An 18,254-nucleotide genomic window follows, 5' to 3' on the forward strand; every position below is an offset into this window, starting at 1 on the left:
CTTGCCTAGCGGGCGCCAAAACCGGTGAGCATGGTTTTGATGGTCAGAAAGACAATATGCAGATCCAGATAGGTTGAGCAATTCTTGATGTAATAGAAGTCATGTTCGATCTTGATGCGGGTGGCGTCCGCATCGTCTGTATAACCTTGTCGCACTTGTGCCCACCCTGTGATCCCAGGCTTGACTACATGGCGATAGTTGTAAAACGGTATCTGCTCGTCAAACGCCCTGACAAAGTTGGGTTGTTCGGGACGGGGACCTATCAAGCTCATTTCGCCTTTGATGATATTTAGAAACTGCGGAAGTTCATCAATACGTAGTTTGCGAATGATTTTGCCTACACGGGTAATGCGAGGGTCGTCTTCACCGGCGAACTGCTCGGGTTGCTCGCGATCAAAGCGCATGCTTCGGAATTTATAAATAGTAAATTCTTTATTTCCCAGCCCAATGCGTTGCTGGGTATAAATGACTGGCCCAGGACTTTCCAGCTTGATCAGCAGGGCGGTGAGCAGACCGATGGGTAACACGATAGGCAAAGACAGCAGAACGATCCCCAGGTCCATCAGCAACTTGGTGGTCTCGTAGACTTTAGTGGGTAACAAGGCTCCTAGGTTGTTTTCGGACATACGGTTGATTCGTACACGCCCTGAAAGCGACTCATAGACCAAGCTGGCGTCATAGACAGGAATGCGCCTGAGCGCACATTGTGTTAGAAAGCGTTCATCATCTTTGCTCAGGTCGTTAAAGTCCGCCACGACCGCATCGTAACGGACATTTTGTAAATCCAGCGTCGTCAGTTCTCGGGCGTCAACATTGTCTAACTCAAATAGATGATCGCTCATTCCCCCTTTGATAACGGCTAGCTTTAGCCGACGATATTTTTGTGTGCTGAAATGTTCTAGGTAAAACCAGAGCAAGGCACAGGCACCGCTAGTGAGCAAGATAAAGCGGGACAGGTTCAGCGTTAAGAGCAAGGAGACTAGCGCGACCAGCACGTAAATGGTGATGACCTGCGGTGCAATGAACATGCTCGATTGCCCGCCGGGATAGGAAGTGTTGATTTTGCGTACAACAAAGTGGCAAATGACAAAAGCGATGGAGGCCACGATCAGGGCCGTTTTTTGGCCCAGATCGGGAGTCAGCAAGCCTTTCCAGCCCCAATGCAGGGCGGTAGGCAAAACAACGGAAACCAGCCAGCCTACAAACAGCAGGAAGGGCGAGGAGAGCAGGATTTGCTCGTGTTTTTTCTGAAAGCGGCGGTTAGGTAAGGTATTCATATCCTGCGGTCGTATATGGTGGTGAAAGGCTACATGTAAGCGCGATGGCAAACAGCAGCTTTCAATCATTTCTGATTGCACTGATAATCAGTACAACAAACATCCCCAGAAATAGACCGAAAATAATCCCTATCAGCAAGACCAATGGTTTGATTGGCTTGACCGGTTCATAAGGCGGCTGCGCAAGCATATCGATCCGGGCTACCGTGAAATCGGGAGTGCTATTGAGTGTTTGCAGCACGGCCTGCTGTGTTAGCAGCTTGGGCAAGCCGGCAATGTAAACGTCCTGGTCCTTGCGTTTGCTCAGCACGTCGATCTCGGCTTGTAGCGACCGTGTACCACGCATAAAACTGCTTTCATTACTGGGACTGTTGTCCAGCGTGATAACGGTCGTGCCTAGCATAGGAGCTTCAAGCTCCATGGCTTTGGCCACGGCCAAGGCGTCCTGGAGGCGGCCTATTTTCAGATCCTGAAGGTCCTTTTCCAGTTTGCGCAGCGTTGTTATCCGGTTTTCGGTGCTTTGTTTTTTTGCGATTATCTCACTTTGCAGGTTTTTGAGTAGTTCGGTATGGGTGGCTTGAACGGCAAGGTTTGTATAGTCATTGGCCCACTGGGCAGCCAGTTTTGGATCTTTCGCTTTAATGGATACATTCAGACTGCTGCCTTCTGTTGCAGAGCCTGTAATACTTAATGATTTTTCCAAACGCTTTGCAACCTGCTCGGCTTCGAGCTCATCTTTCGGGGAAAAATGAGGCAGGTAGTATTGCGATAAAAATTGATTCTTTATTGAAACTGATTTGAGATTAGTGTAGAAGATCTCGTAAACATGCGTTGAGTCCAGTTCACGCGGAATATTTTTTTCAGAAATTCCATTATCGATGGTATATAGGCTCTCCACATACTCGGCTAAATCGCTTGCCTGAGGGGGTAAAATCCTTGTGGTGGCTTGATAGGTCGGTTGTACTACTACTAAATAGCCAATTGAAAGACAGGTGCAGAGCAAGGTGATGGTTAGAATTAATTTTTTTGATTTCCAAAACAGCTTTATTATATCGCTCAGGCTAATGTTTCTTGTATTGGCTTCAGGGTTTTGGCTAACAGTGTTCACGCACTCTCCGGATTGTAGTCAACGTTCTGCTGAACTGAAGAACTTAAACTTCAATTCTAATCTCAATGGGTTTAAAACGTTTGTTTTCGAAATTTTTTATCGAGCTTTTTTGTGAAGTTGGGGCCTTATAAAACGGTAGTACCTGATCGTTGCTCAGGCATATCAATTAGAAAACCCAATGTGTTACAAATTGGCCGAAACCGTCAGGGCAGAGTGACATGACAAACTAAGTGAATGACTCAGTGCGGGAGTGCTTGAGCAATAATGATGTCCCATCTGCGGAAGACGGACGTTTGGCGCTAACTTATCAGAGAAACTTAGCAAGTAAAGACGAACTGCAATGATAGTGTTTGTTGCGGGTTGTAAGAGCGTGTCTGGGTGGTTTTTGTCACTGCATCTGTTGTATTGAAGTGACAGTGTGATTGACCGATGTGGGGTGTTCTGGACAGGGTGCTGAGGCTGGTTTAAAGCAAAAGAGTGCTTTGGCAAATCTATCCTAGTGCACTCAATATAACAGTGGTCTGATGGATTTTATACAGGACTGATGCGGTCTTGGTCGCAAGAATAAGATGATGAAATATAGAAGTGACATAGATGGGCTACGCGCCCTGGCTGTGCTATCAGTCCTGACTTTTCACCTGAACTCTGATTGGTTGCCCGGGGGGTTTATCGGAGTAGACGTTTTTTTTGTGATTTCAGGTTTCTTAATAAGTCAAATCATAAAAAGTGAAGTAACGGAGGGGCGATTTTCTTTCTTGAGTTTTTATAAGAGAAGAATTAGAAGAATATTGCCACCCCTTTATATTGTTTTGTTTTTTTCATTGTTAGCGGCTTTTTTTCTTTTTCTGCCTGAGGATTTTGATCGGCTTTTTTATTCTATTCTTTACTCTTCCGCTTTTTTGGCTAACCAATTTTTTTCCAAAGATGGAGGGTATTTTGATATTGCTTCCGATGAAAAACCTTTGTTGCATATTTGGTCCTTGTCTGTAGAGGAACAGTTTTATTTTATCTGGCCTCTTGTTTTTTTTCTGGCTTTCAGATTTTTTTCCAGATTTGGCAAGAAAGCGCTGGATCTTTCCTTGACTGTCTTTGTGGCGTGTGCTGTGGCGCTGGGGTTTATTTATAGTCAGTATTATTTGCTGTCTACCCATGCCGGTGACTCTGTTTATTTTTTACTGCGTTTGCGTTTCAGTGAGTTGCTGATAGGCGCTTTATTTGCTTTTCTGCCCGTGTACAGTCCCCGGCGGGGTTGCCATTTGTTCCAGCTAGTGGGGATCGTGCTGATCGTGGGGGGGCTGTTGATCTTAGACAAGCAGTCTGTTTTTCCCGGGCTCAATGCCCTTATTCCTTGTATTGGAGCTGGACTCTTCATTTATGGCGGACGCTCGGAACAGGCGGCCGACGGCTGGCTTATGCGGGTCTTTCAGAGGCCCTATTTGGTCGCGGTAGGCTTGATCTCCTACTCCTTGTATCTATGGCATTGGCCTGTTTTGGCGTATTTGCGCTATGTCTATGGCACCTATGTCTTGCCTGTCAGCTGGTTGCTTGTGGCAGTGCCTTGTATGTTTATTCTGGCTTATGTGACTTACAGACTGGTGGAGCAGCGCTGCAAACGCTTGAATATCGGGTTTATGATGGCTTTTCTGGCTTTGTTTTTACTCCCCGCCTTTGCTTTGGCCGGCTTGGGGCTAGGCTTGAAGGCGATCAAGCCTTCTTTGGGTCTTGACTCTGCATTGCTGAGTTATGGCACTGATGTTTGTCATGGCACGTTTGACAAGCGCTGTTTGCGTGGCGATCCGAAGCAAACCCCGCGTATATTGGTGACGGGTGATTCTCATGCGGCGGCCTTGAACTCGTTTGTGGACGAGGTCGGGCGTAATGAAGGTTGGCAGGCGTACGTGGTAACAGGCAGCTCCTGTTCTCCAGTTTTTGGTTTTAATGAGAATGTTTTGCCCGAATCTTCGCGTGAACCTTGCACGAATCTTAAGGAATATGTCGCGACAGCCTATCGGCACTATGAGGCAGTCGTTTTTACTTCTTTCTGGTCTTATCAGTTGGGCAAAGAGCCTGAGGCAGCCGACCCCGATTACCTGTCAAAACTCGAACATACTTTGCGAAGCATGGCGGCGACCACACCGGTTTATGTGTTGTCGGATGTCCCCGAGCTTGCGGTTTCCCCCATTCGCCAAGAGCTTTTTAGCCGTTTGGGAATACATATTGACCGTGCGCCAGGAGAAAAGGCACAGGTCGCCAATGCGGTTATCAAGCAGATCGTTGATCGTATTCCCAATGTGTACTGGGTTGACGTGGGGGCGGTGGCTCGTCCGTTTGCCGAGCAGGGCCGGTACGCTGGGCGCATGGCTTATTTCGATAATAACCATTTGAATGTTTATGGCTCTGCCGCGCTGGGGCAACTGTTTACTCAGGAGGGGCACCGTTTGTTTGCTTCCAGACAAGAGTGAGCGATCGACTGCTAGATCTGTCAGGTAGACATCGGAGTAGAGGGCGTAAAGAAACTAATTTTAATGCCTTTTGGTTATTAGCAAATAAAGATGCGTCTCCCCAACAGGTTTAAGCTTCAGTTTTCGCCTGTTTCACGAGATCTTTATGTTTTTCCGTTATTTAGCCCCCAGCCTTCTTGCTCTTTCCGTCTCCTTCTCCGCACAGGCTGCCGAGCAAGCGCTGGAGATTGGCTATTTGCCTATCATGCCTGCGGCTCAACTGTTCGTGGGCTTAGGGTCTGGCGACTTATTGCCGCAGGGACAACCGGAGCCCAAGCTGGTCCAGTTTCAAAGCGGTCCTGCGCTGACTCAAGCTCTGATCGCTGGTCAGTTGGACGTAGCCTATGTGGGGATTGGCCCCGCTTTGGTGGCCAGGGCTAAAGAGGCCGACGTCAAAGTGGTCGCCTCCAATATCGTGGAGCAGGTCAGTGTGGTGGCTATTGGCGATTTGGCTGCTTACCTGGATGCCGACAAGCCGGATTTTGCAGCGGCGGTAGCCAAGTTCACTCAGGAGAAGGGACACAAGCCCAAGGTTGCCAGTTATCCCAAAGGGGCGGTGCCAGAGGCTGCGTTGCAATATTGGCTGCGCAATATGCTGAAAGTCGACCCGGATGTGGTCGAGGTTATTTACCAAGGTGAGGCCCAGATTCAGCAGGCGCTCAGCAATCATGCTGTTGATGCCGCAGCCATCCTGGAGCCTACGGTCAGCCAGATTCTACAGCGTCAGCCTGATGCCAAAATCGTGGCCCACGGCAGTCAGTTGTTTCCCAATGAGCCTGGCTCGGTGCTGTTGGTGCGTGAGGGTTTGATCAAGTCTCATCCTGATCTGGTTCAGCACTTGGTGAATGCTCACCTGCGTGCCACAGCCATGCTGCGCGACGAACCTGCCAAGGCAACGCCTTATGTTCAGAAGTATGTAGGCGGTGGCCGCTTGCCTAAAGACATTGTGCAGGCCGCTATCGAGCGTTCGCGCGATCAATTCCAGCCAGACCCTCACAAGATTATTGACGGCACGGTTCAACTGCAGGATTTCCAGGTTTCTTTAGGCACACTGGCGACCAAGCTGGATGATGTTCAAAGCCTGTTTGACGTTCGCTTTTATGAGAAGGCAGCACCGTAATGAGCGTTGCAAAACAAGCCAGTTTGCCCGCCGCGACACCAGCACCTGCGCTTGCCTGGGGTGATGCTTTGTGGCGTCGTGGTCTGGAGCGGGTTGTCTACGGGGTCGCCGGTTTGGCCTTGTTCATCGTGGTGTGGCGCCTGGCTTATGTCTATGGCTGGGCTCCGCGCGGCACCTTACCTGATCCCTTGAGTCTGCCCTCGGCCTTGTTCCAGGAGATTGAATCCGGTCGTCTCTGGCCTGCTGCTCAGTCCAGTCTGGTGCACTATTTCTGGGGCTTGGGCGTAGGCACTTTCTTGGGCATTGCGTTCGGGCTGGCGGCGGCAACTATTCATCGCTTTGATTTGCTGCAAGCTTATTTGGTTCGTTTGCTGCGTCCTATTCCGCCCTTGGCGTGGGTGGTGTTTGCCATTGCCTGGTTCAAGGTCAGCCATACTGGCGCAGCCTTTGTGATTGCAATCGGTGTGTTCTGGCTGAATTACTTTGCCACTTACAGTGCGGTGCGCTCGGTCGATCCTCGCTATTACGAGCTGGCTGCAGCTTTTGGGCATAACTCCTATTTTGCTCGTGCCTGGACGGTGGTTTTGCCAGCGATCAGCCCCGGCTTGTTAAGCGGTGTGCGTGCCGGTATTGGCCAGGCATGGATGACGCTGATTGCGGCTGAATTGCTGGGTGTGCCTGGCATGGGTCAGGAAATGAATGCCGCTGCAGGGGTGGGGGCTTACGATGCGGTTGTGGTCTACATGCTGATTATCTCGGTGGTCTACACCGTGTGCGACATGCTTTTTCTGGCTTTCAACAAATGGGTACTTCAGTGGCAGCCTTGATTCAGTTCCAGGGGTTTGGTTTTCAGTATCCCGGTGCGTCTGCTCCTGTAATCCGCGATGTGAATCTGGACGTTCAGGCAGGACACTTTGTGGCGATTGTGGGTGGCTCCGGTGTCGGCAAAAGCACTTTGTTACGCGCGGCTGCTGGTTTGAGTCGGCCCAGCTTTGGGCATTTGCGCTCCAATCTGCACGATAGCCCCGGTCGCCGAGCCAATGCTTTTGTCTTTCAGGACAGCCGTCTCTTGCCTTGGCGGCGTATTGCCTCGAATGTGGCGTATGGTCTGGAAGGTTTGGGCCTGTCGCGTGAAGAGCGCGATCAGCGCGTTGACGCAGCTTTGAATCAGGTAGGTTTGGTGCATTTGAAAGACCGTTGGCCGCATCAGCTCTCGGGTGGTCAGGTGCAGCGAGTCGGTATCGCCCGTGCCTTGGCGGTGCAGCCGGATTTGCTCTTGATGGACGAGCCTTTTTCTGCGGTCGATGCCCTGACCCGTCAAGCCTTGCAGGACGAACTGGTTCAGGTGTGGCAGCGCAGTTCGGCAGCGGTTCTGTTCGTGACGCACGATATTGATGAGGCTGTCTTTTTGGCCGATACCATTATCGTTCTGGGTGGCAGCCCGGCCGGTGTCAGCGCCCGGATAGAGGTAGACCTGCCGCGTCCGCGAGATCGGACGACACCTCGATTTGGGGAACTGGTGAAAGAGGTCGGTCAGGCCTTGTAATCTCGTTAGCCAATGCAATAAGACATACGGCCCATGCAGTGGGCCGTTTCTTTTGCCTGTTCGTGTCTGAGGGCGATGCATGATGATGCCCTTGCTCAAAATAGTCAGCACTCATGTTCACTTCTGCTTTGTGCGCTTTACACTGCTTGTTTGACGCCTAAGCACATGACAAGGAGAGGACATGAAGCACCCGGTAAACGCATTCAAGCAGGCTTTGCGACAGGGCAGGTCCCAGATCGGTTTGTGGCATGGTTTGGCCAGCCCTTATGTGGCAGACCTTTGTGCGGGTCTGGGCTATGACTGGATCTTGTTAGATGGCGAGCACGTTCCCAATACAGTGCAGACTTTACTGGCGCAGTTGCAGGCGGTCTCGGCTCATCCCATCGCGCCGATTGTTCGCCCTAGTTGGAATGACCCCGTGCAGATCAAGCTGCTGCTGGATATGGGGGCTCAGAATCTGTTGATTCCCATGGTGCAAAACGCTGAACAGGCCAAAGCGGCTGTTGCTGCGACACGTTATCCGCCTCATGGTATTCGAGGAGTGGGGGCGGCCTTGGCGCGAGCTGCTCGCTGGGGGGCGACCACGGACTATGTAGCGCGAGCTAACCAGGAAATGTGCGTTATTTGCCAGGTGGAAACGCGTGAGGCGCTGGATAACCTGGACGAAATCCTGGCGGTGGAGGGCGTGGACGGTGTGTTTATTGGCCCGGCAGATTTGGCGGCCAGCATGGGGTATTTGACTGAACCAGGACATCCAGAAGTCTTGTCAGCGATCGAGGATGCGATTGTGCGTATCAGCAAGGCGGGTAAGGCCCCCGGAATCTTGCAGGCGAATGTCGAGGCAGCGCATCACTATCTGTCCTTGGGGGCCTTGTTTGTGGCCGTAGGCGTGGATGCGGTGTTGTTGCGACAGGCGGCAACGGCTTTGCTGGCTCAGTTCAAGGATGAGGTAGCGGTGCCTGTGGCCCAGCCGGGTGCGGCGTATTGAGTAGCAACTGGCATGCCAAGAACCAAATGCCAAACGTCTTTGGCTTGGGAACCGCTTGGCATGCCTGCCTTGTAGTTGATTGTGGCTGTCGCAGCGAGGTTTGTCGTTAAGCAGCGCTTTCCAGTAGAAAACTCAGTAAGGTTTCGGCGCTGGGTTGCAGGTCACTGCGGCGGCGCACACCGATCAGAATTTCTCGCTGGCTCCATGCTTCGTCCAGTTCAATCACGCGCGTATTAGGGATCTGATAAATGCTGGCGCTCTTGCGCGGCAAGATGCCGATACCCATGCCTGCATTAATCAACAGACACATGGCGTCGTAGCCCGACACTTCGGTGCGAATGCGTACGGAGCGGTTGGCCTCCATGGCGATTTTGGTGATCTGGTAATGCAACTGCGTGCCGGTCAGCAGCGTGATTTGCTCATGCTCCAGCGTTTGCTCGAAGCGGATTTTCTCATGCTGAGCCAAGGGGTGTTGGATAGGCACCAGCACCACCAGTTTGTCACTGCGAAACGGGTAGGCTTCTATGTCGGCTGCGTAGGGCAGACGGGTAAACACGCCCAGGTCGGCTTTGCCTTCAGCAAGGGCCCGGATAATGTCCAGGCTGGTTTGTTCTTCCAGTTGCAGGGGGATAGCAGGGTGCAGGCGGCCAAACTCACCTAGCGGCTCGGCCAGAAACTGAGAGATAGCCGATGTGTTGGCCAGGATATGCACCAGGCCTTGTTGACCCTGTGAATAGGCTTGCAGACGTGTTTCGATCTCTTGCGCGCTATTGAGCAAGGCACGTGAACGGTACAGCAGTTCCAGGCCTGCTGCGGTCGGGCTGACGCCTTTGTTGGTGCGTAGCAGCAGTGTTGTATTCAGAGATTGTTCCAGATCCGCAATCCGGCGGCTGACTGCGGCAGCAGCAATATGCTCACGCTCTGCCGCTTGGCTGATCGTGCCTTCTTCCAGTATTCGGACAAACAGTTTGAGGGTCAGCAGGTCCAGTCTCATGCAGGCATCATATCGTTTTTTTTTGCTTGTCTGCACATGAGGTCACTGTGACAGCGTAGAGAATCATCGCCCTAGGCTATATGGCTACTTCGCGTCTACATCTATGCCCATATGGATGTCGTGGCAAAGGGTGTTATCAGCCTGCATCGAGAACGAACAGCCATTTGTGGTTTGGTATTTGTTTATGATTCGACATAACTGCATTTTTTACCGCACGCTTTGATGACGTCTAAGCATAAAAAAGCCCTGCCAACGCAAGGTTGGCAGGGCTGTGTACTGCTAAGCCGGTTTGATTAGGCTTGTGGCTTGGCACCCGACAGGATGTGGCCAGCGTTAGGAACGCGGGTTTCCAGACCCAGGGTCTTGAGCATTTGGTACACGGTGCAAACAGCAGCAGACAGAACGGGTTTGCCGATCTGGTCTTGGGCGCGCTGGATAGCAGGCAGGGAAGGCATCTGTACGCAAGCGGACAGAATGACTGCGTCCACGCCGTCGTGGTTCAGGCGCTTGACGTGCTCCAGCAGGTTTTCCGGGTTCAACAGACCCACTTCCAGGTTGTCCGACACTTCCAGGCTAATGGAGTCCTGAACTTCGATGCCTTCAGCTTCGATGTAGTCGGCCACGCGCTTGGTCAGCGGTTTCATGTAAGGGGTGATGATGGAGACTTTCTTGTAGCCGAATTCTTTCAGCGTATCGACCAGGGCACCGGCCGAGCTCAGCACAGGAATTTCCACGCCGTTTTCTTTAACGGTGTTTTGCAGACGGGCTTGTGAGACGCGGTGGTAGCCGTCGCCTTGGGCCATGATGGCAACCAGGCAAGCGTAGGCCATCACGCTCATGCGGGCGTCGCTCAGTTCAACCGCGCAGCGGTCGCTGGCGATATCCATGGCTTTCAACTCTTCGGGGTTCACGTGCATCATGCGCATGCGCGAGGAGTGGAAGGTGAAGCGCTCTTCAGGAAACTCAGCGTAACGAGCCTGCAACATGGCAGGAATCTCGGTTTCCATGGTGGTGTTGGAGCTGGGAACGATCTGGCCGATGCGGTAGGTTTTCATAAGAATCTGTCTCTGAAGGTGGTTTTTAGATTGACGCCTTCATTCTAGGACCCGTTTTCTTCCTTGCAAATCAATCATCTGTCAACGTGCCATCGCCAACGGCGATGGCAGGAGTGGCAGAGATCAGGACTGGCCGGATTGCCAGCGCCAAGCATCGTCGCACATTTCCTGGATTCCTTTTTTTGCTTCCCAACCCAGGGTTTCGCGGGCTTTTTGGGTATCGGCCCAGCATGCAGCAATGTCGCCAGGACGTCGGGGGACGAGCGAATAGGGGATAGAGCGTCCACAGCTGCGGGCGAAGGCGGCGATCATCTCAAGTACTGAATAGCCTTGGCCTGTACCCAAGTTGACAGTCAGCAGTTCGCTGTCCTTGGCTTCTAGGTATTCCAGGGCGGCAACATGGCCTTTGGCCAGGTCAGTGACATGGATGTAGTCCCGTACACCCGTGCCGTCAGCTGTGTCGTAGTCGTGGCCGAACACTTGTACTTGTTCACGTTGCCCAGTCGCAACCTGAGCGATGTAGGGCATCAGATTATTGGGAATGCCTTGGGGGGCTTCACCAATCAGTCCGGACTCGTGGGCACCTACCGGATTGAAGTAACGTAGCAAGCCAATCCGCCAGCCCGCTTCGCTTTGATAGAGATTACCCATTGCTTGTTCCAGTACTAGCTTGGTGTGGCCATACGTATTGGTGGCAGATAGCGGATGTGTTTCTGGAATAGGCAACTGCTGAGGGTCACCGTAGACCGTGGCAGAGGACGAAAACACGAGGTTGCGCACATGGGCTTGCTGCATGGCTTGCAATAGAGTCAGCGTGCCGGTGATGTTGTTATCGTAGTACTTGAGCGGTTGGGCGACTGACTCGCCTACTGCTTTCAAACCTGCAAAATGGATAACTGCTGCAATCTTGTGTTGCTGAAAAATCGTGTCCAGCAAGGTTCGATCCCGAATATCGCCTTCGATGAAACCGGCTTGAGTACCCGTGATTTTCTCGATGGCATCCAAGACACTTTTTTGGCTATTGCTCAAGTTGTCCAGGATCAGAACCTGATAACCGTGTGCAATCAACTCCACACAGGTGTGAGAGCCGATAAAGCCGGTACCGCCAGTGACAAGAATGGTTTTGACCATTGGTCTTTCCAGTTAAAAGCAAGTTGAAAAGAAGGAGTTAATCAATGCGTTTCAAGGCCGTTTTGTAGTGGCCACCGCGTTTGGCGTAGACACTGGCGTTTTGGCGCAGCTTGGTAATGTCTTCGTCGCTCAGGGTACGCACGGCTTTGGCGGGTGATCCGATGATCAGGCTGCGCTCGGGGAAGACTTTGCCTTCAGTGACCAGTGCCCCAGCACCGACCAGGCTATCGCGACCGATGACGGCGCCATTCAGCACCACGGCCTGAATGCCGATCAACGAGCCTTCACCGATGGTACAGCCGTGCAGCATGGCCTGGTGGCCGATGGTAACGTGCTCGCCAATATCCAGAGGGTAGCCCGGGTCGGTGTGCAGTACGGCACCTTCTTGCACGTTCGAACCTACACCCACGGTAATGGTTTCGTTATCACCACGGATAACGGCGCCGGGCCAGACGCTAGTGTGTTCTTTCAATACAACCTTGCCAATCAGGGTGGCCTCTGCGGCAACAAAGCTGCTGTTGTCGATTTGTGGGGCGTGTTGATCTAATTGGTAGATAGGCATGAAAGATCCTTGGGTAATGTGCTGGGCTGCCTATGCCTGGATGAGGCGGATGGGCAGAAAGCAAGTGGGCAGGGAAGTTAATGAGGGGCTTGCGTATAAAAGCCAGTGTGGTCATTGTGACCTCACTGGCTTGATCAGGCCATCCGGACTAGCCAGTGCTTAGATCTGTTCACCAAACAAGTCATATTCACTGGAATCCGTAATGCGCACGCGCACCATTTGGCCGGGTTCCAGTTTTTGTTCGCTGGTGATGAAGACGTTGCCGTCAATTTCGGGGGCGTCGGCGCTGGAGCGGCCAACGGCATCGCCGTCTTCGTCGATCTCATCAATCAGCACGTCCATTTCGCGTCCCACTTTGGCGGCCAGACGAGCGGTGGAGATGGCTTGTTGATGCTCCATGAAACGCTCCCAACGCTCTTGTTTGACTTCATCAGGGACGATGCCATCGAGTTTGTTGGCGGTAGCGCCTTCCACGGGGGAGTACTGGAAACAGCCGACGCGATCCAGTTGGGCTTCGGTCATCCAGTCCAGCAGGTATTGGAAGTCTTCCTCGGTCTCGCCGGGGAAACCCACGATGAAGGTGGAGCGGATGGTCAGATCCGGGCAGTCTTGACGCCATTGCTTGATGCGCGACAGGGTGCGGTCTTCAAAAGCAGGGCGCTTCATGGCGCGCAACACGGAAGGGCTGGCGTGCTGGAACGGAATATCCAGGTAAGGCAGCACTTTGCCTTCGGCCATCAGCGGAATGATATTGTCCACATGAGGGTACGGGTAGACGTAATGTAGGCGTACCCAGGCACCTAGTTCGGACAGGGCCGCGCTCAAGTCCAGCATGCTGCTCTTGACGGGGCGGCCATTCCAGAAGCCGGTACGCTGGCGGATGTCCACGCCGTAGGCGCTGGTGTCCTGCGAGATCACCAACAGTTCTTTGACGCCGGCTTTGACCAGGCGCTCGGCCTCGCCCAGGACATCACCGACAGGACGGCTGACGAGCTTGCCGCGCATGGACGGAATAATACAGAAGCTGCAGCTGTGGTTACAGCCTTCGGAAATCTTCAAGTAAGCGTAGTGACGCGGGGTCAGCTTAATGCCTTGCGGGGGCACCAGATCAATATAGGGATTGTGATCCAGCGAGGGCGGCGCGGCTTCACGCACGGCGCGTAGTACCTGCTCGTATTGCTGGGGGCCGCTGACGGACAGCACGGAAGGGTGCACATCACGAATCAGGCCTTCGTCCACACCCATGCAGCCAGTGACAATGACGCGGCCATTCTCAGCCAGTGCCTCGCCGATCGCTTCCAGCGATTCGGCCTTGGCGCTGTCGATAAAGCCACAGGTATTGACCACCACCACATCCGCATTGTCGTAGCTGGGGGTGATCTGATAGCCGTCGGTACGCAGCTGGGTAAGAATTCGTTCGGAATCGACCAGGGCCTTGGGACAACCCAGGCTCACGAATCCGACTTTGGGGGCGCTCATAGAGGGTCCTTCTGGAGCTTGAGGGCTCGAAATTGGGAAATAGGCTTGATTTTACCGTCCCATGCCCGGATGCGTACGGATCTTGTGCGTTTGAGCCCGGTTTATGCGGTAAATAGTGCTACAGTCGCAGTCATATTTTTCTTTTCTAGCGGTTGTTCTGTGTCCGACACCCCTCTTTCCCCCTCTTTGCCCCTGTCCGAAGTCATGCTGCTGAGCGCGCGCAATATTGAAGGCGTGCTGGCAGGTAAGTCCCTGACTGAAAGTCTGGCGGCCACGCCAGCTTCTGCCCGTGGAGCCGTGCAATCGATCAGCTTTCATGTTTTGCGCCGTCTGGGTCATGCCCGTCAGATTCGTATCACGCTGGTGCCTCGGCAACCCAGCAATACCTGGCTGGACGCCTTGTTAATGGTGTCGCTGGCCTTGCTGGATACGGCCATGCGTGTTCAAGAGGATGCCACGGCCTTTGAAGAGCGCCCGGATGTGCCGGTCTATGCCGTGCATACGGTGGTGGATCAGGCCGTGCGGGCGGCGGACAGTCAGGCCGCACTGCGTTTGTCCAAGGGTTTGGTGAACGGGGTGCTGCGTCGCTTTACGCGTGAGCGCAAGATGATCTTGTCTCAGGTAGAGAGCCGACCCGAAGCACGCTGGAATCATCCTGGCTGGTGGGTCAAGGAATTGCGTCGCGCTTACCCGCGTGACTGGGAAGCGTTGCTACAAGCTGCGAATCGCCCTGGTCCTTTGACCTTACGCGTGAATCAGCGTCGTTGCTCGGTGGAGCGTTTGCAGGCGGTGCTGACCGAAGCAGGTATTGCGTCCAGCAGCCCAGGTGCGGGAGCCGTTACCTTGGACAAGGCCATGCCGGTTCAAGCGATTCCTGGTTTTGATCTGGGCTGGTGGTCGGTGCAGGATTGGTCGGCTCAGCAAGCGGGTTTGCTCTTGCCGGTCAAAGATGGCATGCGCGTGCTGGATGCGTGCGCGGCCCCAGGTGGCAAGACCGCTCATTTGCTGGAACAGGCGGACGTGTCCTTGCTGGCTCTGGACTCGGATGGCGAGCGTCTGGAACGTGTCGGCCACAACCTGCGTCGTCTAGGCCTGGAAAGCGATAAGGTTCAGCTCAAACGGGGTGATGCTGCCCGTCCTGCGCAGTGGTGGGATGGTCAGCCCTTTGATGCCATTTTGGCGGATGTGCCTTGTACCGCTTCAGGTATTGTGCGTCGTCACCCCGATATTCGCTGGTTGCGCCGCGAGTCGGATATTGCCGATACCGCGCGTTTGCAAAGCTCTATACTGGATGCCTTGTGGTCCACATTGCGGCCCGGCGGGCATTTCCTGTATTCGACCTGCTCGATTTTCCCGGCAGAAGGGGAGCAGCAGGTGGAGGCGTTTTTGGCCCGTCACCCCGAGGCGCAGCTTTTGGATTCTCCTGGCCAGATTTTGCCCGGTGTTGCGGGACGATCGCTGGCAGATGGCGACGGTTTTTTCTACGCCTTGTTTACGCGCCCGGTTTGACTTGTCACAATTAGGGCTCTGACTTTGTCCTTTTTGCGGTTAATCACGATGTGGCGCGTTTTTCTGTCTTTTCTGCTGATTTTCAACTGCGCACTAAGCTCGGCCAATACCATGGTGCCGGTCGCTACGTCGGGAGAGCGGGTCGTCAAGGTCGAGCCTCATATCCGGGACGAAAAACTGTATATCGATGCTGATATCGAGTTTGAGCTAAGCCAGGAATTGCGCACTGCTGCCGAGAAAGGGGTGCCGCTGTATTTCACGGCTGAAGTGGAGCTGGCCCAACCCCGCTGGTATTGGTTTGACAAAAACGTTGTTAAAGAACAACAGACTTGGCGGGTTGTGTACAACGCCCTGACCCGCCAGTGGCGCGTGGGCACTGGTGACCTGTCTTTACCCGAATCCTCCATGAATGACGCATTGGCCATGCTGCGGCATATCCGCGGCTGGGCCGTGGCGTATGTGGCGGATCTGGACCGCGACCAGGAATACCAAGGTCGTGTGCGTCTGCGCCTGGATACCTCTTTGCTGGCTCGTCCGTTTCAAGTGGATGCCATCAATAGTTCTGCCTGGACACTGGCTACCCCATGGAAAACCTTTTCCTTTTCCGTCTCCGTCGACGAGCCCCAACCTTGATCCGCTGGATCTTGCGCACCGCTCTGTTTGGAGCGGGTGTCAGTGCGTTGGCGCTGTTTTCACTTCTTGTCTGGTCTACCGGCAATGCTTCGCGCTACGCGCAGCAGTATGACTTGCTGCTGGTGCTCAATGGCGTATTGGCCGCCACCCTGATTTCCTGGGTGCTGTTATTGACGATTCGTCTGTTCAGGCAAATACGTCGACGTCAGTTTGGTGCCCGCATGACGGCGCGTTTTGCCTTTTACTTCACCTTGATCGGCATTATTCCGGGTGCCTTGATTTATCTGCTCTCGGTGCAGTTCATGTCGCGCTCGATCGAGTCCTGGTTCAACGTGCGGGTGGATACGGCGCTGGAGTCGGGTTTGAGCCTGGGCCGTGCCGCCTTGGATTCGCAGCTCAATGAGCTGGAAGGCCGTGCCAATGAAATGGTGTCGGCGCTGAACAAGGCAGATAGCGCGCAGTACAGCAGCCTGCTGATTTCCTTGCGCGAGAACAGTGGTGTCACTGAGGCGATGGTGTTCTCCGGCAATGGCCGTTTGATTGCCTTTTCGTCGGCTCGTTATGACACCTTGCTGCCGGATATGCCGCCGTCCAGCGTCATGAATCAGTTGCGTATTTCGGGTCGTTACTCTGCAGCCGAGGTGGATGATGATGCTCCAGTGCGTGACAATGGTCTGGATGAGGGCGGAGTGCCGGCAGAATCGACCGGTTTGCGTTTGCGTACGGTTTTGCCGCTAGCCGATCCCAACCGTTTTGCAGCAACCTTGAGCGGTACGGCTGACTCGCGCTGGCTGCAGGTGATTCAGCCTGTACCGGACAAGATTGCACGCAATGCCAATCAGGTACAGCAAGGGTTTCGGGACTATCAGGAGCTGGCCTTGTCTCGTCAGGGCTTGCGCAAGCTCTACGGTATTACGCTGACGCTGGCCTTGATTCTGGCGGTGTTTACGGCTGTGGCAGCGGCCTTGGCTTTGTCGCGTCGCCTGACCCGTCCACTGTTGACGTTGGCCGCCGGGACGCAAGCGGTGGGGGTAGGGGACTACCGGGCGTTGCCAGAGCCACCTGCCAAGGATGAGGTTGGCCAACTGACCCGCTCTTTCAATGCCATGACCCGGCAATTGGCTGAGGCGCGCCGCATGGTCGAGAAAAATCGTCTGCAGCTGGAACGCTCCAATATGTACCTGGAGTCCGTGCTCAGTAACTTGTCCAGTGGTGTGCTGGCCTTTGACGAGATGTTCCGTGTCACCATGTTCAACCAGGGGGCGCAGCGCATTTTGCAGGTGGACTTGCGCTCTATTAAAGGTCGTCCGCTGGAAACGCTGGAAGGGGCGCTGACTTTTGCTTCCGTGATTCGTGAGGCTTTTTCCACGCATCAGGCGATGGGTTCAGACCATCCTTACTGGCAGCAGCAATTTGAATTGGAAATGAAAGAAGGTAATGAAGCGCGTGATACTATCGTCACCGTTTTGGCTCGTGGTACTTTGTTGCGTGTAGATGGTCAGCCAACCGGATATCTGGTGGTGTTTGACGATATTACCGACGTGATTTCCGCCAGCCGTCTGGTGGCCTGGAGCGAGGTGGCTCGACGTCTGGCACACGAGATCAAGAACCCCTTAACACCGATTCAGTTGTCTGCCGAACGTCTGGCCATGAAACTGGAGTCGCAGTTGGACGAAGTCCATGCTGCCATGTTGCTGCGCTATACCAATACCATCGTCAACCAGGTCAGTTCGCTGAAAAAGATGGTGGAAGATTTCCGTGAGTATGCCCGTAAACCCGCTACCCAGATGCAAGCGCTGAATCTGAACGAGCTGATTACCGAAGTGCTGACCTTATATGGTTGGGACCCGGAAGAAGGCATGGTCCGGGACGATGGTTATAGTGTGGCGATTGATGTGGAGCTGGATCCTGATTTGCCGATGGTGCAAGGAGATCCCACGCAGCTGCGTCAGGTTATTCATAATCTGCTGGCCAATGCGCGTGAAGCGGCAGCCCAGGATCAATCACTTGACCAGGCGCATGTATTTGTTAAAACCATGATTGCGGGCGTAGAAGGTTCCGATTCTTCTGGTGCGGTCAGTTTTGTGGTGTCAGATAACGGGCCTGGTTTTGATCCTCAGATGCTGGTGCGCGTTTTTGAGCCATACGTAACCACCAAGCCCACCGGCACGGGTCTGGGACTTGCTATAGTTAAGAAAATCATCGAGGAGCACGGCGGCAGAATCGATGTTTCCAATCGTCGTGAGGGGGGGGCTCGCATTTCCATCCTCTTTACCCGGCTTGCTGGCCAGCATATTCGTCTGGACTCTGGGCGGCGAGCAAACGATAATGCGTAAAAATCACGTAGGTGA

General features: G+C 53.7%; 15 protein-coding genes. 8 read left to right on the forward strand and 7 right to left on the reverse strand.

The genetic code is table 11. The features are described 5' to 3' along the window. Positions 1–5: 5 nt before the first annotated feature. Both AC6I6N_RS16220 and AC6I6N_RS16225 read right to left on the reverse strand, forming a co-directional pair. Positions 6–1,277, reverse strand: coding sequence for a sugar transferase (locus AC6I6N_RS16220; RefSeq protein WP_249460300.1), 1,272 nt, complete (start codon positions 1,275–1,277; stop codon positions 6–8). 61 nt (positions 1,278–1,338) lie between these two features. Beyond that, the gene (locus AC6I6N_RS16225) at positions 1,339–2,385 is read right to left on the reverse strand and encodes an LPS O-antigen chain length determinant protein WzzB (protein WP_249460298.1); all 1,047 of its coding nucleotides are present in this window, start codon (positions 2,383–2,385) and stop codon (positions 1,339–1,341) included. 569 nt (positions 2,386–2,954) lie between these two features. Between AC6I6N_RS16225 and AC6I6N_RS16230 the strand changes: the two genes are divergently transcribed. The 5 genes from AC6I6N_RS16230 to hpaI all read left to right on the forward strand — a co-directional run bounded on the left by AC6I6N_RS16230 (position 2,955) and on the right by hpaI (position 8,540). Further along, on the forward strand, positions 2,955–4,847 hold the full coding sequence (locus AC6I6N_RS16230; RefSeq protein ID WP_249460296.1) for an acyltransferase family protein: 1,893 nt from the start codon (positions 2,955–2,957) through the stop codon (positions 4,845–4,847). Between the two features lie 145 nt (positions 4,848–4,992). Next, on the forward strand, positions 4,993–6,006 hold the full coding sequence (locus tag AC6I6N_RS16235) for an ABC transporter substrate-binding protein (protein ID WP_108728469.1): 1,014 nt from the start codon (positions 4,993–4,995) through the stop codon (positions 6,004–6,006). Next, a complete protein-coding gene (locus AC6I6N_RS16240; protein WP_203226725.1) occupies positions 6,006–6,833 on the forward strand; it encodes an ABC transporter permease in 828 nt (275 codons plus the stop codon). The genes AC6I6N_RS16235 and AC6I6N_RS16240 overlap by 1 nt, the downstream gene beginning before the upstream one ends. After that, a complete protein-coding gene (locus tag AC6I6N_RS16245; protein WP_238988610.1) occupies positions 6,809–7,552 on the forward strand; it encodes an ABC transporter ATP-binding protein in 744 nt (247 codons plus the stop codon). Before AC6I6N_RS16240 ends, AC6I6N_RS16245 begins: the two co-directional genes overlap by 25 nt. A 181-nt stretch (positions 7,553–7,733) precedes the next feature. Further along, a complete protein-coding gene (gene hpaI, locus AC6I6N_RS16250; protein WP_125277964.1) occupies positions 7,734–8,540 on the forward strand; it encodes a 4-hydroxy-2-oxoheptanedioate aldolase in 807 nt (268 codons plus the stop codon). Between the two features lie 106 nt (positions 8,541–8,646). Here the strand turns inward: hpaI and AC6I6N_RS16255 are convergent, their stop codons facing one another. The 5 genes from AC6I6N_RS16255 to rimO all read right to left on the reverse strand — a co-directional run bounded on the left by AC6I6N_RS16255 (position 8,647) and on the right by rimO (position 13,761). Beyond that, the gene (locus AC6I6N_RS16255) at positions 8,647–9,534 is read right to left on the reverse strand and encodes a LysR family transcriptional regulator (protein WP_497943660.1); all 888 of its coding nucleotides are present in this window, start codon (positions 9,532–9,534) and stop codon (positions 8,647–8,649) included. Positions 9,535–9,827: 293 nt separating this feature from the next. After that, positions 9,828–10,589, reverse strand: a complete 762-nt coding sequence (locus AC6I6N_RS16260; protein WP_042486802.1) for a maleate cis-trans isomerase family protein — start codon at positions 10,587–10,589, stop codon at positions 9,828–9,830. Between the two features lie 123 nt (positions 10,590–10,712). After that, positions 10,713–11,720, reverse strand: coding sequence for a UDP-glucose 4-epimerase GalE (galE, locus tag AC6I6N_RS16265; protein WP_108728472.1), 1,008 nt, complete (start codon positions 11,718–11,720; stop codon positions 10,713–10,715). A gap of 37 nt (positions 11,721–11,757) precedes the next feature. Then, complete coding sequence (locus AC6I6N_RS16270; RefSeq protein ID WP_121739719.1) at positions 11,758–12,282, reverse strand: gamma carbonic anhydrase family protein; 525 nt, start codon at positions 12,280–12,282, stop codon at positions 11,758–11,760. Positions 12,283–12,441: 159 nt separating this feature from the next. Further along, the gene (gene rimO / locus AC6I6N_RS16275; protein WP_121739718.1) at positions 12,442–13,761 is read right to left on the reverse strand and encodes a 30S ribosomal protein S12 methylthiotransferase RimO; all 1,320 of its coding nucleotides are present in this window, start codon (positions 13,759–13,761) and stop codon (positions 12,442–12,444) included. Positions 13,762–13,965: 204 nt separating this feature from the next. Here rimO and rsmB point away from each other — a divergent pair, with 204 nt between their 5' ends. The 3 genes from rsmB to AC6I6N_RS16290 are packed head-to-tail and all read left to right on the forward strand — an operon-like array spanning position 13,966 to position 18,239. Further along, a complete protein-coding gene (gene rsmB, locus AC6I6N_RS16280) occupies positions 13,966–15,270 on the forward strand; it encodes a 16S rRNA (cytosine(967)-C(5))-methyltransferase RsmB (protein WP_230019463.1) in 1,305 nt (434 codons plus the stop codon). A gap of 48 nt (positions 15,271–15,318) precedes the next feature. Further along, a complete protein-coding gene (locus AC6I6N_RS16285; RefSeq protein ID WP_108728474.1) occupies positions 15,319–15,903 on the forward strand; it encodes a DUF4390 domain-containing protein in 585 nt (194 codons plus the stop codon). Beyond that, positions 15,903–18,239, forward strand: coding sequence for a sensor histidine kinase (locus tag AC6I6N_RS16290; protein WP_199827936.1), 2,337 nt, complete (start codon positions 15,903–15,905; stop codon positions 18,237–18,239). Before AC6I6N_RS16285 ends, AC6I6N_RS16290 begins: the two co-directional genes overlap by 1 nt. The last annotated feature ends 15 nt before the right edge of the window (positions 18,240–18,254 follow it).

The sequence above is a fragment of the Alcaligenes sp. LTN-3 genome (assembly GCF_059735605.1).

Bases quoted from the DNA above. Each gene is read 5' to 3' on its own strand.
- AC6I6N_RS16220 (WP_249460300.1), bottom strand. From the start codon at position 1,277: ATGAATACCTTACCTAACCGCCGCTTTCAGAAAAAACACGAGCAAATC.
- AC6I6N_RS16255 (WP_497943660.1), bottom strand. From the start codon at position 9,534: ATGAGACTGGACCTGCTGACCCTCAAACTGTTTGTCCGAATACTGGAA.
- galE (WP_108728472.1), bottom strand. From the start codon at position 11,720: ATGGTCAAAACCATTCTTGTCACTGGCGGTACCGGCTTTATCGGCTCT.
- AC6I6N_RS16245 (WP_238988610.1), top strand. From the start codon at position 6,809: ATGGGTACTTCAGTGGCAGCCTTGATTCAGTTCCAGGGGTTTGGTTTT.
- rsmB (WP_230019463.1), top strand. From the start codon at position 13,966: ATGCTGCTGAGCGCGCGCAATATTGAAGGCGTGCTGGCAGGTAAGTCC.
- AC6I6N_RS16285 (WP_108728474.1), top strand. From the start codon at position 15,319: ATGTGGCGCGTTTTTCTGTCTTTTCTGCTGATTTTCAACTGCGCACTA.
- AC6I6N_RS16240 (WP_203226725.1), top strand. From the start codon at position 6,006: ATGAGCGTTGCAAAACAAGCCAGTTTGCCCGCCGCGACACCAGCACCT.
- AC6I6N_RS16230 (WP_249460296.1), top strand. From the start codon at position 2,955: ATGATGAAATATAGAAGTGACATAGATGGGCTACGCGCCCTGGCTGTG.
- AC6I6N_RS16235 (WP_108728469.1), top strand. From the start codon at position 4,993: ATGTTTTTCCGTTATTTAGCCCCCAGCCTTCTTGCTCTTTCCGTCTCC.
- AC6I6N_RS16260 (WP_042486802.1), bottom strand. From the start codon at position 10,589: ATGAAAACCTACCGCATCGGCCAGATCGTTCCCAGCTCCAACACCACC.
- AC6I6N_RS16270 (WP_121739719.1), bottom strand. From the start codon at position 12,282: ATGCCTATCTACCAATTAGATCAACACGCCCCACAAATCGACAACAGC.
- rimO (WP_121739718.1), bottom strand. From the start codon at position 13,761: ATGAGCGCCCCCAAAGTCGGATTCGTGAGCCTGGGTTGTCCCAAGGCC.
- hpaI (WP_125277964.1), top strand. From the start codon at position 7,734: ATGAAGCACCCGGTAAACGCATTCAAGCAGGCTTTGCGACAGGGCAGG.